This is a genomic window from Mycobacterium sp. (assembly GCF_035274705.1).
Classification (GTDB): domain Bacteria; phylum Actinomycetota; class Actinomycetes; order Mycobacteriales; family Mycobacteriaceae; genus Mycobacterium.
In genome coordinates this window covers 18,615-32,766 of the sequence record NZ_DATENY010000031.1, presented here as the reverse complement: position 1 = coordinate 32,766, position 14,152 = coordinate 18,615, and the positions used below count along the sequence as shown (strand labels likewise).

Below are 14,152 nucleotides of genomic sequence, written 5' to 3'. Positions count from 1 at the left end.
GTCGCCTCACAGGCCGCCTAAACAACCGCTCGCGGTGTGTCTGCGGAGGTGCCAACATTTCCGATGGGGACCGTGTTCGGATCGGGTCGGGATAACGGAAGGCCGCCAGATTTTCGTCGATGCGCTGACGCGATTCGCTGAGCAGAGCCGCAATCCGCGGTTGACGCCGGTTGTTCGTCGTATTGCCCGACCGCTGCGCGTCGCTGTGTGTGGGCGGGACGGCGTGGGTCGCGGGACCGTGTCGGCCGCACTGACTGCGGCGGGCGTGGCCGTGACGCCGGATGCCGCGGCGGCTGACGTCCAGGTCGTGGTGATCGCTGAGACGCTCAAGCCCGAGGATCGGGCCCTGCTCGCCGCGTTCGACGGGCCTGCGTTGACCGTGCTCAACAAGGCGGACCTGAGCGGCTTCGCCAACGGCGGGCCGTTGGCGCTGGCGCATCGGATCGCGGCCGACTGCCGAGCGTTGACGAGGGTGCCGACGGTTCCGATGGTGGCCTTGCTGGCCACGGCCGAACTGGACGACGAGCTGATCGGCGGTCTGCGCACCCTGGTCACCGAGCCCGCCGATCTGACGTCCACCGAGGCGTTCGTGCGCAGTGAGCATTCGGTGCCGCATGCACTTCGGCGGCGCCTGCTCGAGACGCTCGACCGGTTCGGCATCGCGCACGCGGTGCTGGCTCTCGGCGAGGGAGCCGACGCCGCCGCGCTGCATGCACTGATGCGCCGGGCCAGTCTTCTCGACCGGGTCGTCGAGCACCTCGACGCCGTCGGCGCGCCGGTCCGCTACCGCAGGATCAGGTCAGCAGTCACCGAATTGCGTGTTCTCGCAGCGCAATCCGGCGACGACCAGCTGGCGGAGTTCCTGTCTGGCGACGAGACGGTGCTGGCGATGATGTCCGCCGCGGTCGATGTGGTCGAGGCCGCGGGGTTGACCGTCGATCGCGGAGACGACCCCAGGTCACATCTGCGGCGGGCCGCGCACTGGCGGCGCTATGGCCGCGGCCCGGTAAACGCGTTGCATCGCAGCTGCGGCGCCGATATCGCGAGGGGTTCGCTGCGCCTGCTGGGCCCGGCCCGATGAGCGATCCGATCGCGGCGGCCGACGCCCTTGTGGCGGCGATCGACCCGGGGCTGAATTCGCCGGGTGTGGACAGCCGCGACGTGGTGCTGGTGACCGGCCCCTGGCTGGCAGGCGCCACCAGCCTCGTCACGGCCTTGCGCGAGTCGATGCCAGAACGCAAGTTCGTAGAGACCGATGAGCTGGGTCCGGCCGATGCGCCCGCAGCCGTGGTCTTCGTGGTCTCCGCGATCGCACCGCTAACCGAATCCGATTGCGCGCTCGTCGATTTGGCGTCAAACTACACCGACCTGATCGTCGGCGTGGTCTCGAAGATCGACGCGCACCGCAATTGGCGAGAGCTACTGGCCGCCGACCGTGCCCTGCTCTCAGCGCGGGCCCCGCGGTACGAGCATGTCCAGTGGGTCGGCGCGGCGGCCGCACCAGATCTGGGTGAGCCCAGGCTCGACGAACTCGTCGGTGTGCTGCGGCAGCGGCTGGCCGACCCCGATGTGAAACGCCGGAACCGCTTGCGCGCCTGGGAAGCCCGCCTGCACGCCGTGATCGCCCGCCATGAAGCCGAAGCCGCCGGGTCGGACCGCGAGGCGCGGGTTGCCACGCTGCGCAAGAACCGGGAAGACATTCTGCGGGGGCGGCGGCTGTCGAAGACCGAACGAACGATCGCGCTGCGCAGCCAGATCCAGCGGGCGCGGGTGCAGCTGACGTACTTCGCGCGCAACCGCGCTACGTCGGTGCGCGCCGAACTGGCCGAAGACGCCTCGAACATGACCCGCCGCCGGCTCGGCGAATTCGAGCCGTACGTGCGGAATCGAGTGGTTGAAGTGGTCGCAGAGGTGGACGAGGGCATTACCGAACAGCTCGGCGACGTCGCGACCGAGCTCGGCCTCCCGCCGCTGGAGGTGCCGTCGCCGCCCGAAGCCCCCGAGGTGGCGTCGCCGCCGTTGAAATCTCGTCGGCTGGAAACGCAGCTGATGTTGGTCCTCGGTGCGGGCTTCGGGCTCGGGGTGGCGCTGGCCGTGACGCGGCTGTTCGCCGGCCTTGCGCCCGGTTTGACGGTCGCGGGCCTGGTGGCGGGCGGGCTGGTGGGCCTGCTGCTCACCATCTGGGTGGTCGGGATCCGCGGGCTGCTGCGCGACCGGGCAGTTCTCGACCGCTGGGGCACCGATGTCACCACGGCGCTGCGATCCGCCGGTGAGGAACGGGTTGCGACGCGGGTGCTGACCGCCGAAACCGCTCTCACGTCGGAGCTGGCGGTGCGCGACGAAGCCGAGGGTGCCACCGCCGCGGATCGAGTTGTGGAGATCGACGCCGAGCTGCGCGAACATACGCTCGCCACCGCGCGGGCCGCGACCTTGCGGGATCGCCGGCTGCCACAGCTGCAACGAGCGCTGGACACGGTTCGCGCCGAGCTGTACGGGGCGGCACTTGCCGAGGCCAGGAATGGTGTGGACGGAGTCGACGGCGCTTTGCCCACCGACAAATCCGAATCCACGAATTGACGAAATGACCAACGAACCTGCTGAATCGATAAACAGTCAGAAAAGGCGTTCTGAATCGTTCCTGTGAGTGATCGGACATACTCCCGATTTACCGCGGGTATCTCACCCACGTTAACCTTCAGTACAGGGACGACCGCGGCGCCGGCTTTTGAGTCCGTTGGCGCCATCGGGGCCTGCGTCCTGGCAGATAGCGCACGCAGGAGACGGCAGGGAGGCACAGATGACCGCAGCGACCATTCCAGGTCTGGACACCGCACCGACGAAACACAAAGGGCTGCTCGCCTGGGTTTCCGAGGTGGCCGAACTGACACAACCCGATCGCGTGGTGTTCGCTGACGGCTCGGAAGAAGAGGCCGCGCAGCTGACCGAGCAGCTCGTCGCGGCAGGCACGTTCAAGCGGCTGGACGACGAGAAGAAGCCGAATTCTTATCTCGCGCTGTCGGACCCCTCGGACGTAGCGCGCGTCGAGTCGCGCACGTTCATCTGCACCGAGCGGGAGATCGACGCCGGCCCGACCAATAACTGGATGGACCCCGCCGAAATGCGCGGCGTCATGACCGACCTGTACCAAGGCTGCATGCGCGGCCGCACCATGTATGTGGTGCCGTTCTGCATGGGTCCGCTCGGCGCCGACGACCCCAAGTTAGGTGTGGAGATCACCGACTCGGAGTACGTCGTCGTCTCGATGCGAACCATGACCCGCATGGGCAAGGCCGCGCTCGACAAGATGGGCACCGACGGGTTCTTCGTCAAGGCGCTGCACTCGATCGGCGCGCCGCTGGAGCCCGGCCAGAAAGACGTGCCGTGGCCGTGTAACGACACCAAGTACATCACCCACTTCCCTGAGACCCGCGAAATCTGGAGCTACGGCTCCGGCTACGGTGGCAACGCGCTGCTGGGCAAGAAGTGCTACTCGCTGCGCATCGCCTCGGCCATGGCGCACGACGAGGGCTGGCTCGCCGAGCACATGCTGATCCTCAAGTTGATCTCGCCGGAGAACAAGGCGTATTACGTCGCCGCGGCGTTCCCGTCGGCGTGCGGCAAGACCAACCTCGCGATGCTCCAGCCGACGGTCCCCGGCTGGCGCGCCGAGACGCTCGGTGACGACATCGCGTGGATGCGGTTCGGCAAGGACGGCCGGCTCTATGCCGTCAACCCCGAGTTCGGATTCTTCGGCGTTGCGCCGGGCACGAACTGGAAGACCAACCCGAACGCGATGAAGACCATCGAAGCCGGCAACACCGTGTTCACCAACGTCGCACTGACCGACGACGGCGACATCTGGTGGGAAGGCCTCGAGGGCGATCCGCAGCACCTCATCGACTGGAAGGGCCGTGACTGGACGCCCGACTCGGAAGACAAGGCGGCGCATCCGAATTCGCGGTACTGCACGCCGATGTCGCAGTGCCCCACGCTGGCGCCCGAGTGGGACGATCCGCAGGGTGTGCCGATCTCGGCGATCCTGTTCGGTGCGCGGCGCAAGACCACCGTGCCGTTGGTGACGCAAGCCAACGACTGGCAGCACGGCGTGTTCATCGGCGCCACCATGGGCAGCGAACAGACGGCCGCCGCCGAGGGCAAGGTCGGCACGGTGCGCCGCGACCCGATGGCGATGCTGCCGTTCCTCGGCTACAACGTCGGCGACTACTTCCAACACTGGATCGATCTCGGCAAGAACTCCGACGAGTCGAAGATGCCGAAGATCTTCTTCGTCAACTGGTTCCGCCGCGGCGACGACGGCCGCTTCCTGTGGCCGGGCTTCGGTGAGAACAGCCGGGTGCTGAAGTGGATCATCGAGCGTGTCGAGGGCAAGGCCAACGGCGCGTCGACCCCGATCGGCATCGTGCCGACCGCCGAGGATCTCGACCTCGACGGGCTCGACGTCGATGCGGCGGACGTGGACGAGGCCCTGAAGGTCGTTCCCTCGGAGTGGCGCGATGAGCTGCCGCTGATCGAGGAGTGGTTCGAGTTCGTCGGCGAGAAGCTGCCGACCGGCATCAAGGACGAGTTCGACGCGCTCAAGCACCGGCTGGCTGAAGCTGACTGACGGCTCGGCCGTCGAAGCTGACTGACGGCTCGGCCGTCGAAGCTGACTGACTCCCGGTCAAGGGGTGCTTGACACCTGTCAAGTTTGGGCGTCGTAAAGTCAGCCCATGCAGATTCGCGAACACGCCGAGGCTACCCCCGACAAGCCCGCCGTGATCGTCCATCCGTCGGGCGCGACGGTGACCTTCGGCGAGCTGGAGGCCTGTGCGAACCGCCTGGCCCACCACTTCCGGCGCGCCGGGCTGGTCGAGGGCGACACCATCGCAGTGCTGATGGAAAACAACGCGCATCTGCACGCGGTCATGTGGGCGGCGCGGCGCAGCGGCCTCTACTACGCGCCGATCAACACCCACCTCACTCCTGCCGAGGCCGCCTATATCGTCGACAACAGCGGCGCCAAGGCGGTTGTCGCTGCGCGGGCCATGCGCAAGGTGTGCGAAGGGCTGGAAGAACATCTGCCCGACGGCCTGCCCGACCTGCTGATGATCGCCGACGACGACCTCGACGGCTGGCAGCGCTACCCCGAATGCGTTGCGGGCCAATCTGACTCGCCGATCGCCGACGAAATCGAGGGTGAGCTTCTGCAGTACTCGTCGGGGACCACTGGGCGCCCCAAGGGCATCCGTCGCGAGCTCCTTCACCTCTCGCCCGCGGAGGCGCCAAGCATGGTCGGCGTCTTATTGGGCACGCTCGGATTCGACAGTGACGGGAAGTATCTCAGTCCCGCCCCGCTCTATCACACCGCACCCAACATGTGGTCGATGGGAGTGCTCGCGATGGGCGGCACCGTCGTCGTGATGGAGAAGTTCGACCCGGAACAGTGCCTCGAAGCGATCCAGCGCTACGGAGTTACCCATGGCCAATTCGTGCCCGTCATGTTCGTGCGGATGTTGAAACTGCCTGAGGCGGTGCGCAATTCGTATAGCATCGCCAGCCTCAAGCGAGTAGTGCACGCGGCGGCGCCCTGTCCGGTCGACATCAAGAAGCAGATGATCGACTGGTGGGGGCCCATCGTCGACGAGTATTACTCCTCATCTGAAGGTGCCGGCGTCACGTGGATCACCGCCGACGACTGGCTCGCTCATCCTGGCTCCGTCGGCAAACCACTTGTCGGGCAGGCCCATATTCTCGACGAGCAAGGCAACGATCTTCCGTCTGGACAGGCCGGGCAGATCTTCTTCGACATGGGTGGACGGCTGTTCGAGTACCTCAAGGATTCAGACAAGACCGCCGAGTCTCGCGACACGCATGGCTGGGTGACGGTCGGCGACGTCGGCTATGTCGACGAGGACGGCTATCTGTTCCTGACAGACCGCAAGCACCACATGATCATCTCCGGCGGCGTCAACATCTATCCGCAAGAAGCGGAGAACATGCTCGTCACCCATCCAAAAGTGTTGGACGCGGCGGTGTTCGGTATCCCCGACGACGAAATGGGGCAAACCGTCAAGGGTGTCGTGCAGACCCTCGACGCCACCGACGCCACCGACGAATTCGGCGACGAACTCTTGGCGTGGCTGCGAGAGCGGTTGGCGCACTACAAGTGTCCGCGCTCGATCTCGTTCGAGGCGCAGCTGCCGCGCACCGATACCGGCAAGCTGTACAAGCAGGAGCTGGTCAACAAGTACTCGTGAATGTCATCGAGCTGCCCGGCGGGATCTCCGTCGGAATCGAAAACCCGGTTGAGCAAGCAACCTTCACGCTGACGGAGGGTGCCTGCGACGATCGTCGCACCGTCACGGTCGCTTCGATACCCGACGCGCTGGAGACGCTTACCGAGCGGTGCGAACGCTGGCCGCACGCGGCGGCAGTCTGTGACGACGTGCTGCGCGCCTTCGACCCGGCAGCGCCCGCGTTCGCCGGCGTCGTCACCGAATCACTGGCGTATTCCACCTTGCAGTCCGGACCGGAGTTCGCCCGCTGGCTCGCCGAACGTGGCCCTGCACAGGTGCCCGATATCCCCGATCCTGTGCAGGCAGAGCGCGACGGCGACCGCCTGTACATCAGGTTCAACCGTCCGCAGCGGCATAACGCGTTCTCCACCGACGCGCGTGCGGCTCTGCTCGAAGGACTCGAGGTCGCCCGCCTCGACCCGTCGATCACCGAACTCGTGCTGACCGGCAATGGCCCGTCGTTCTGCAGCGGAGGCGACCTCGCCGAATTCGGCACCTTCGGCGACCCGGCCAGCGCACACCTGGCCCGCACGCGCTACAGCCCTGCCCTCGTGCTGGACGAGGTCACGGCTCGGCTCGGCCCGGGTTGCCGCGCTGAGGTGCACGGCCAGGTGCTCGGCAGCGGGCTGGAGATGGCCGCGTACTGCGGATGGGTCCGATCCACCCCGGACGCGGTGTTCGGGTTGCCGGAGCTCAGCCTGGGATTGATCCCCGGTGCAGGCGGCACAGTCAGCATCACACGCCGCATAGGCCGCTGGCGGATTGCCTATCTGGTGTTATCCGGCCAGACGATCGAGCCCGCTACGGCGCTGAGCTGGGGTCTGGTCGACGAAGTCACCCCCTAACTCGCCAACAGTGGCAGGCTGGCGGCATGGGGTTGCCGAGCATGCGACCCACCGGCTGGTTCCAGGTGGCCTGGAGCGCCGACCTCGAGGTCGGCGACGTCAAGCCGTTGCAGTACTTCGGCGCGGACCTCGTGGCGTTCCGCGATCTCGACGGCGCGGTCCACGTCCTCGATGCGTACTGCCAGCACCTCGGCGCCGACCTGTCCCATGGCGGCTGTGTGGTCGAGGGTGGCATCCAATGCCCATTCCACGGATGGGTGTGGAGTGGCGACGACGGCCACAACGTCCGCATCCCCTACGAGCCCCAGCCGGATGGCGCCCGATATGTCCGGTCCTGGAACGTCACCGAGCTCAACGAATGTATCTATATCTGGCATGACCTTGGCCGACATGAGCCGGTGTGGCCGGTGCCCGATGCACGGCAGGAACTCGGCAGCGTGATCGGCAGCCAGTACTTTCGGCCCATCGGCCCGGACGAACGGCAGTTCTTCGCCGGCGTGACCGTCCATCCGCAGGTGATCGCCGAGAGCTCCGTTGACCGTCAGCATCATCGGTTCGTACATCACGTCCCGGTCAGCCCGATCGTGCTTGCCGCGTCGGCGAACGAATCCAGCTGGCACGCCTCGATCGGCTTCGGCAAAGGTGACCCGGTCCAAATCACTTGGTACGGCGTCGGTTTGAGCTTGAATTGTGAATGCCACGGCGACGGTATCCAGGTCATCTCTATCTGCCCGACACCCGTTGACGACGTCACCACCGACATATTCGCCACCTACTGGATATCGGAAAACCTAGACTACGACTACCGACTCGAGGCAGCCAAGCGAATGCTGCTCGACGACATCGACATCTGGGCGCACCAGCAATACCTTGACCGTCCAGGCCTGGCTCCGTCCGAGGCCGACGACTTCACGCATCTGCGCGAGTGGGCCAGTGGCTTCTATCCGCAGGCTCAACCGGAGCGGCGCAACGTCACCCTGTAGGTGTACTGCTCCGGCAGGAAGTGGCTGACCGCCAGTTCGACTGGCTGTCCGGTCGCGTCCGAATACAGCCGATCCACGCGCAGCATCGGATGGCCCGGCTCGCATCCGACCGCGTCGGCGACGGCGGTGTCAGCTGGTGCGACCGTAATCGATTGCGCCGCCTCGGCAATCGGTTCGGCAAGGTGCGGCTCGAGCAGGCCGATCACCGTGTGGGTGCCGACCGCGCCGTCGGCCAGTCCGGCCGACGCCAGCACCGGCTGGGCGACCGACGGAATGAGATGCACCGTCGTCAGTACGAATGGAACCCCGTCATGCAGGCGCCGAAATGCCACTGAGTAGACGATGTCGTCGTCGAGCCGCAGCCGGCTGGCCGCATCGACGTCGACCCGGCGGCGCAGGCCGCTCAGCACTTCCATCGTGGTGTCGTCGGACAGGCTCATGAGGTCTTCGATCGAGCCCAGCTGGCGTAGGTAGCGGCTCCCCGGATCGCTGGCGTACGTGCCGCGGCCCGGCACCCGGTACACCATCCCTTCGGCGACCAGGTCCTGAAATGCACGGCGCACCGTCTGCCGCGACAAACCGTGACGCTCAACCAGTTCCGACTCGGTGGGCATGCGGGAGCCGTCGCTGTAGTGCCCCGCGGTGATCTCGTCGCGAAGCTGTTCGCGCAGGGTTTGATACGCGGGCTTCATTCAGATGCCTCCGCGGGCCACCAACTGGCTGGCGATCACGTTGCGCTGGATTTCGTTGGTGCCTTCGCCGACGATCATCAACGGCGCGTCGCGGAAGTAGCGTTCGACGTCGAATTCGGTGGAATAGCCGTACCCGCCGTGGATCCGGACCGCATTCAGCGCGATCTCCATGGCCACCTCGGAGGCGAACAGTTTCGCCATGCCGGCCTCCATGTCGCAGCGCTCCCCGCTGTCGTAGCGTTGGGCTGCATACAGCGTGAGCTGGCGCGCCGCCGTCAGCTTGGTGGCCATATCGGCCAGATAATGCCCAACGGCCTGGTGTTTCCAGATCGGCTGGCCGAAGCTTTCCCGGTCCTGGGCGTAACGCAGCGCGTCCTCAAGTGCGGCCGTGGCCACCCCGAGCGCCCGCGACGCCACCTGAATACGCCCGGTCTCAAGGCCTTTCATCATCTGCGCGAAACCCCTGCCCGGTTCGCCACCGAGGATCGCCGACGCAGGCACGCGGCAGTCGTCGAACGTCAGCTCACACGTCTCGACACCCTTGTAACCCAGCTTGGGCAGGTCCCGCGAGACGGTCAGGCCCGGGCTGGACCCGATGTCGAGGCCCGGCGCGGCCTCTCCGCGTTCGACGAGCAGCACCGAGATTCCCTTGTGCGCAGGTTTCGCGGCGGGGTCGGTTTTGCACAGCAGCGCGATCAACCCGGATCGGCGGGCATTGCTGATCCACGTCTTGGACCCGTTGATGACCACCCCGTCACCGTCGCGCAGGGCGGTCGTCTTCATGTTCTGCAGATCCGAGCCGCCGCCGGGCTCGGTCAGCGCCATCGTCGCCCGCAATTCGCCGGTCGCCATCGCCGGCAGGTATGTGCGCTTCTGCTCGTCGGTGCCGAAAAGCGTCAGCAGCTTGGCCACGACGGTGTGCCCGCCCATCGCGCCAGCCAGGCTCATCCAGCCGCGTGACAGCTCCTGGGTCACCAGCACGTAGCACGGCATCGACACCGGTGAACCGCCGTAATCGTCGGGAATCGCCAGGCCGTAAATGCCGATGCGCTTCATCTGCTCGATCCACGCCTCCGGGTACTCGTTGGCGTGCTCGACTTCGCGGACGGTCGGCTTTACATCCCGGTCGACGAACGTCCGCACCGTCTCGACCAGCATGGTTTCTTCAGCAATCATAGGTACGGCCATATTGACACTTTGTACGGCCCAATGGCAACATGTCGACGGTGACCGGTGGCCCCTACTTTGACGATCTCCAGGTCGGGCAGGTATTCGACTCAGCGCCGTCGATGACGCTGACGGCCGGGGCGGCCGCGGCGCATCAGTCGATCATCGGGGACCGGCTCCGCCTCGCACTCGACGCCCAACTCGCATACGCCGTGACCGGTGCAACCGCCCCGCTGGCGCACCCCGCTCTGGTCTGCGACGTGGCGATCGGCCAGAGCACGCTGGCCACCCAGCGCGTCAAGGCCAACCTGTTCTATCGCGGCCTGAGCTTCCACAGGTTCCCGGTGATCGGCGATAGCGTGTTCACCCGCACCGAGGTGGTCGGGCTCAAGCAGAACTCGGCCAAACCCGGCCGGACGCCGACCGGGCTGGCGGCGTTGCGGATGACCACTGTCGACCAGGTCGGCCGGCTGGTGCTGGACTTCTATCGCTGCGCGATGATCCCGCTGAGCTCCGAACGCGAAACCGGTCACACCGACGACCTCTCCCAGATCGGCGCGGACCTCGCGCCGCCGCACGACCCGACCGCCGACTGGGATGCCAACGCTTACCGCGAGAAGGTGCCGGGCGCCCATTTCGATTCCGGGATTGCGGGCGCTGTGGTGCACAGCACCGCCGATGTCGTCAGCAGCGCGCCGGAGCTCGCCCGGCTTACCCTGAATATTGCTGCGACGCACCACGATTCGCGGGTCGGTGGAGAGCGCCTGGTCTATGGTGGCCACACCATCGGGTTGGCGCTGGCACAGGCGACGCGGCTGCTGCCAAACCTTGTCACGGTGCTCGGGTGGGAGTCGTGCGACCATACCGGCCCGGTGCACGAGGGGGACACGCTCTACAGCGAGCTTCATGTCGGGGCTGCGGAAGCCTCGCCGGACGGGCGCGGGGGTGTCTTGAAGCTGCGGTCATTGGTGTATGCCATAGACCAGCCCGACCGTCAGGTTCTGGACTGGCGGTTCACCGCGCTGCAGTTCTGAGCACAATGGCCGTATGAACATCCCCGCCGCCGTGCTCGAGCAGGCACGGCGGGTGGCTGACGCGTGGCAGGCGATCACAGGCGTTGCGGTCGACGCCGCCCAGGTCATCGCCGGCCGGGCAGCACTGCTCGGACTTTCGCCGGGCGGCCGCTCCTCGGCCGGCGGCGCGGCGCGACTGATGGAAAGCCGTGACGGCTGGTGCGCGCTGACGCTGTCGCGGCGCGACGACATCGACGCCGTTCCCGCGCTGGTGGAGTCCGACGCCGTCGGTGACGATCCATGGCCGGCCGTGCAACGCTGGGTCGGCGAGCATGAATCCGCAGCCGTAACGTATCGTGGCCGGCTGCTCGGCCTTCCTGTCGCCGCACTCGGCGAAACACCCGCCGCACCACCGCGAATCCGTTCAGCGGGAGCACCAACAATGCCGCGCAGGCTGTCGGGCTTGCTGGTGGCCGACCTGTCGTCGATGTGGGCCGGGCCGCTGTGCGGGCAGCTGCTCGCACAGGCCGGCGCGACCGTCGTCAAGGTCGAAAGCAAGGTCCGCCCGGACGGCACCCGTGCCGGGTCACCCGCCTTCTTCGACTGGATGAATAGCGGAAAGCTCTCGTACACGGTCGATTTCGTTGACCCGGCTGGGCTGCGACAGCTGCTGGAGGCCGCTGACGTCGTCATCGAGTCGTCGCGTCCCGCTGCCCTCACGCATCGAGGCCTCGGCCCGGCGGACGTGGCGCCCCGCGACGGCCGGGTGTGGGTGCGGATCACTGGCCATGGCACCGATGGCGAACAAGCCAACTGGGTGGCCTTCGGCGACGACGCCGCAGTGTCGGGCGGCCTGGTCGGCAACGCCGAAGACGGTCCGGTGTTCTGCGGCGACGCGATCGCGGACCCGTTGACGGGCCTGCACGCGGCAGTGGCCGTGGCGGAATCGCTGAGCCGCGGCGGTGGCGAGTTGATCGAAATATCGATGGCCGCAGTGGCCGCGACCTATGCCGAAATGCCGAGTGCCACCGAGATCGAGTGCACGGCGAAGCCGACACTGCCGGCAGCTGCGCCAACCGTCGGTGCGGACAACGCTGTCGTCGAGCGGCTCATTGCCGAAAGGCGGCTCGCCTCATGCTGATTCAGCGCGCGGCGCTGCTCGACGGCACTTCCACCGACATCCGTGTCGACGAGCGAATCGTCGAGATGGGCGACCTGACGCCGCACAAAGGCGAAACGGTGCTCGATGCGGCAGGCGGGACCGTCATTCCTGGCCTGCACGATCACCACGTACATCTGCGGTCGGCCGCCGCCGCGCTCACGTCGGCGCGGGTGGGGCCCGCCGAGGTGCGTGGCCGCGAGGATCTCGCCCGAGCGCTCGCCGAGGCCAAGGTCGGAAGTGACGGTTGGATCCGAGCTGTGGGCTATCACGAGGCGGTCGCGGGGCCGTTGGATCGTGCAGTGCTGGACGAGCTTTCGCCGCGGGTGCCGGTGCGCGTGCAGCATCGCAGCGGTGTGCTGTGGACGCTGAACTCGGCGGGTCTGGCTGAGGTTGGATTGGCCGATCACCCCGACGGCCGCCTGCGAAGCGCAGACCGATACTGGTCGGACACGTTGCAGCGCAACGAATCCGGGCTAGCCGAGGTCAGCCAAAGGCTGTGCGAATTTGGCGTCACCGGTGTCACGGACGCGACGCCGGAACTCGAGGCCTCCGACATTGTGAAGCTGATCCAGGCACATCGGCACGGCGAGCTTCTTCAGCGCGTCGACTGCCTGGCCCCAGGCAAGCGGATCCTGCATGATGCGGGTCTCGACCTCGACGAAATAACAGCGTGGATCGCCGACCGCCACGCCGACGAGGCTCCCGTCGCGGTGCACTGCGTGACGGCCCCCCAACTCGTCGTCACACTCGCGGCGCTCCGCGCGGCTGGCACGCACCCGCAAGACCGCATCGAGCACGCGGCCGTTGTCCCCGATGACAGCATGGCCGAGCTGGCGGTCCTTGGCGTGACCGTGGTGACCCAGCCGAATTTCGTCGCCGAGCGCGGCGATCAGTACCTGACCGACGTTCCCGCCGACGAACATCACGAGTTGTGGCGGCTGGCCTCGCTGCTCCGGGCGGGTGTACCGGTGGCGCTGTCCACCGATATGCCGTTCGGCGAAGGCGACCCGTGGGCGACCATGCGCGCGGCGGTTCATCGCAAGACAGCAAGCGGTACAGTCCTCGGACGCGACGAATGTGTCTCTGCGCGTGAGGCTTTGACGATGTTCTTCGGCAGAGCCGGCGATCCCGTCACGCCGAGGACCGTCACGCCGGGTCAGCCCGGTGACCTATGCGTGCTGGGCGCACCGCCGGATGAGGCATTGCGGCAACTGGATTCGTCGCTAGTCGCGGCGACGATCATCGCCGGTGAGCTGGTTTAGCGGCCGCGCTGGCGATTCACACCCGCTGGGGATGCTACGCACGCATATTGCAGATAGAAGCCATCGGCAAAGTACCCCAAAGTCAAGAGGGTCAACAGCAGGCCAAACGGGCCATAGCGGGGATTGATGCCCTTCATCCGACGCATGCTGAAACCAGCGCTTTCAAACAATCGCACCATGCTTCTCCGTGTGAAGAAACGCAGATGTGTCCGGTCGAAGATGCCGAAGTCATCCTGCGGAAAATCCCTGCGAAAGACTATCTTGCTCAATGCTGGGACGTACCGGATATTCGGGATGGAGGCGATGACGGTGCCTTCGGGCTCCATCTTCTGCCGAAGCTGTCTCAACGTAAAGACCGGATTCACAAGGTGTTCCAGCACGTCGTTGCAGATGATCAGATCGAAATAAGCATCAGGCAACTCGGCGATTCTCGCATCTGCGTCTCCGACGAGGACGCGATCTAAGACGGTGCCTGCCTGCTTTGCCGAATCAGGCTCGAATTCGATACCCCAGACCTCCGCACCGGTGCGCTTCTTGATCGCGCCGGCGAATACCCCTTCGGCACAGCCAAGTTCGAGCACGCGTTGAACGGTTCCAGGAACGAATCGAAGCATCTCTGGACGTTCATGGCAGTAGTACGTAGGGTCGGCCGTCGGTTCCGTCGCATTTTGCATATCTCGGATATCCCCCGATTGTGTCCACCGAGCATCCCCAGAATAGAGCACCACGGAT

12 protein-coding genes are annotated in these 14,152 nt (G+C 66.2%); 9 read left to right on the top strand and 3 right to left on the bottom strand.

The window, feature by feature from the left end:
- Positions 1–124: 124 nt before the first annotated feature.
- From VJV41_RS08050 to VJV41_RS08025, 6 genes are all read left to right on the top strand, one after another.
- Positions 125–1,081 (top strand): hypothetical protein, encoded by a 957-nt coding sequence (locus VJV41_RS08050; RefSeq protein WP_325332809.1) that lies wholly within the window; start codon positions 125–127, stop codon positions 1,079–1,081.
- Entirely contained in the window at positions 1,078–2,577 is a 1,500-nt protein-coding gene (locus tag VJV41_RS08045; protein ID WP_325332769.1) for a hypothetical protein, read from the top strand. The genes VJV41_RS08050 and VJV41_RS08045 overlap by 4 nt, the downstream gene beginning before the upstream one ends.
- A gap of 220 nt (positions 2,578–2,797) precedes the next feature.
- Positions 2,798–4,624, top strand: coding sequence for a phosphoenolpyruvate carboxykinase (GTP) (locus VJV41_RS08040; RefSeq protein WP_325332768.1), 1,827 nt, complete (start codon positions 2,798–2,800; stop codon positions 4,622–4,624).
- A gap of 106 nt (positions 4,625–4,730) precedes the next feature.
- Positions 4,731–6,257, top strand: coding sequence for a fatty-acid--CoA ligase FadD4 (fadD4, locus tag VJV41_RS08035; RefSeq protein ID WP_325332767.1), 1,527 nt, complete (start codon positions 4,731–4,733; stop codon positions 6,255–6,257).
- Between the two features lie 5 nt (positions 6,258–6,262).
- On the top strand, positions 6,263–7,141 hold the full coding sequence (locus VJV41_RS08030) for an enoyl-CoA hydratase/isomerase family protein (RefSeq protein ID WP_325332808.1): 879 nt from the start codon (positions 6,263–6,265) through the stop codon (positions 7,139–7,141).
- A gap of 26 nt (positions 7,142–7,167) precedes the next feature.
- Positions 7,168–8,124: a Rieske (2Fe-2S) protein gene (locus VJV41_RS08025; protein ID WP_325332766.1), complete on the top strand. Its 957-nt coding sequence runs from the start codon at positions 7,168–7,170 to the stop codon at positions 8,122–8,124.
- On the opposite strand, the gene VJV41_RS08020 is transcribed toward VJV41_RS08025, so the two are convergent.
- Positions 8,094–8,816 (bottom strand): GntR family transcriptional regulator, encoded by a 723-nt coding sequence (locus tag VJV41_RS08020; protein WP_325332765.1) that lies wholly within the window; start codon positions 8,814–8,816, stop codon positions 8,094–8,096. The two genes, VJV41_RS08025 and VJV41_RS08020, sit on opposite strands and share 31 nt — an antisense overlap.
- The gene (locus tag VJV41_RS08015) at positions 8,817–9,992 is read right to left on the bottom strand and encodes an acyl-CoA dehydrogenase family protein (protein ID WP_325332764.1); all 1,176 of its coding nucleotides are present in this window, start codon (positions 9,990–9,992) and stop codon (positions 8,817–8,819) included. It lies immediately after the preceding gene.
- Between the two features lie 41 nt (positions 9,993–10,033).
- On the opposite strand from VJV41_RS08015, the gene VJV41_RS08010 reads away from it, so the two are divergent.
- From VJV41_RS08010 to VJV41_RS08000, 3 genes are read left to right on the top strand one after another with little or no spacing between them, the layout of a single operon-like run.
- Positions 10,034–11,017 carry a MaoC family dehydratase gene (locus tag VJV41_RS08010; RefSeq protein ID WP_325332763.1) on the top strand — a complete coding sequence of 328 codons (984 nt, stop codon included), beginning with the start codon at positions 10,034–10,036 and terminating at the stop codon, positions 11,015–11,017.
- Positions 11,018–11,030: 13 nt separating this feature from the next.
- The gene (locus tag VJV41_RS08005) at positions 11,031–12,137 is read left to right on the top strand and encodes a CoA transferase (RefSeq protein WP_325332762.1); all 1,107 of its coding nucleotides are present in this window, start codon (positions 11,031–11,033) and stop codon (positions 12,135–12,137) included.
- On the top strand, positions 12,131–13,420 hold the full coding sequence (locus VJV41_RS08000) for an amidohydrolase family protein (RefSeq protein ID WP_325332761.1): 1,290 nt from the start codon (positions 12,131–12,133) through the stop codon (positions 13,418–13,420). Before VJV41_RS08005 ends, VJV41_RS08000 begins: the two co-directional genes overlap by 7 nt.
- On the opposite strand, the gene VJV41_RS07995 is transcribed toward VJV41_RS08000, so the two are convergent.
- Positions 13,417–14,034 (bottom strand): class I SAM-dependent methyltransferase, encoded by a 618-nt coding sequence (locus tag VJV41_RS07995; protein WP_325332807.1) that lies wholly within the window; start codon positions 14,032–14,034, stop codon positions 13,417–13,419. The genes VJV41_RS08000 and VJV41_RS07995 overlap by 4 nt on opposite strands.
- Between the last annotated feature and the right edge of the window lie 118 nt (positions 14,035–14,152).

What these genes read in the sequence shown, in the direction of transcription:
- VJV41_RS08040 (WP_325332768.1), top strand. Translation starts at nt 2,798, where the DNA reads ATGACCGCAGCGACCATTCCAGGTCTGGACACCGCACCGACGAAACAC.
- VJV41_RS08020 (WP_325332765.1), bottom strand. Translation starts at nt 8,816, where the DNA reads ATGAAGCCCGCGTATCAAACCCTGCGCGAACAGCTTCGCGACGAGATC.
- fadD4 (WP_325332767.1), top strand. Translation starts at nt 4,731, where the DNA reads ATGCAGATTCGCGAACACGCCGAGGCTACCCCCGACAAGCCCGCCGTG.
- VJV41_RS07995 (WP_325332807.1), bottom strand. Translation starts at nt 14,034, where the DNA reads ATGCTTCGATTCGTTCCTGGAACCGTTCAACGCGTGCTCGAACTTGGC.
- VJV41_RS08005 (WP_325332762.1), top strand. Translation starts at nt 11,031, where the DNA reads ATGAACATCCCCGCCGCCGTGCTCGAGCAGGCACGGCGGGTGGCTGAC.
- VJV41_RS08015 (WP_325332764.1), bottom strand. Translation starts at nt 9,992, where the DNA reads ATGATTGCTGAAGAAACCATGCTGGTCGAGACGGTGCGGACGTTCGTC.
- VJV41_RS08025 (WP_325332766.1), top strand. Translation starts at nt 7,168, where the DNA reads ATGGGGTTGCCGAGCATGCGACCCACCGGCTGGTTCCAGGTGGCCTGG.
- VJV41_RS08045 (WP_325332769.1), top strand. Translation starts at nt 1,078, where the DNA reads ATGAGCGATCCGATCGCGGCGGCCGACGCCCTTGTGGCGGCGATCGAC.
- VJV41_RS08000 (WP_325332761.1), top strand. Translation starts at nt 12,131, where the DNA reads ATGCTGATTCAGCGCGCGGCGCTGCTCGACGGCACTTCCACCGACATC.
- VJV41_RS08010 (WP_325332763.1), top strand. Translation starts at nt 10,034, where the DNA reads ATGTCGACGGTGACCGGTGGCCCCTACTTTGACGATCTCCAGGTCGGG.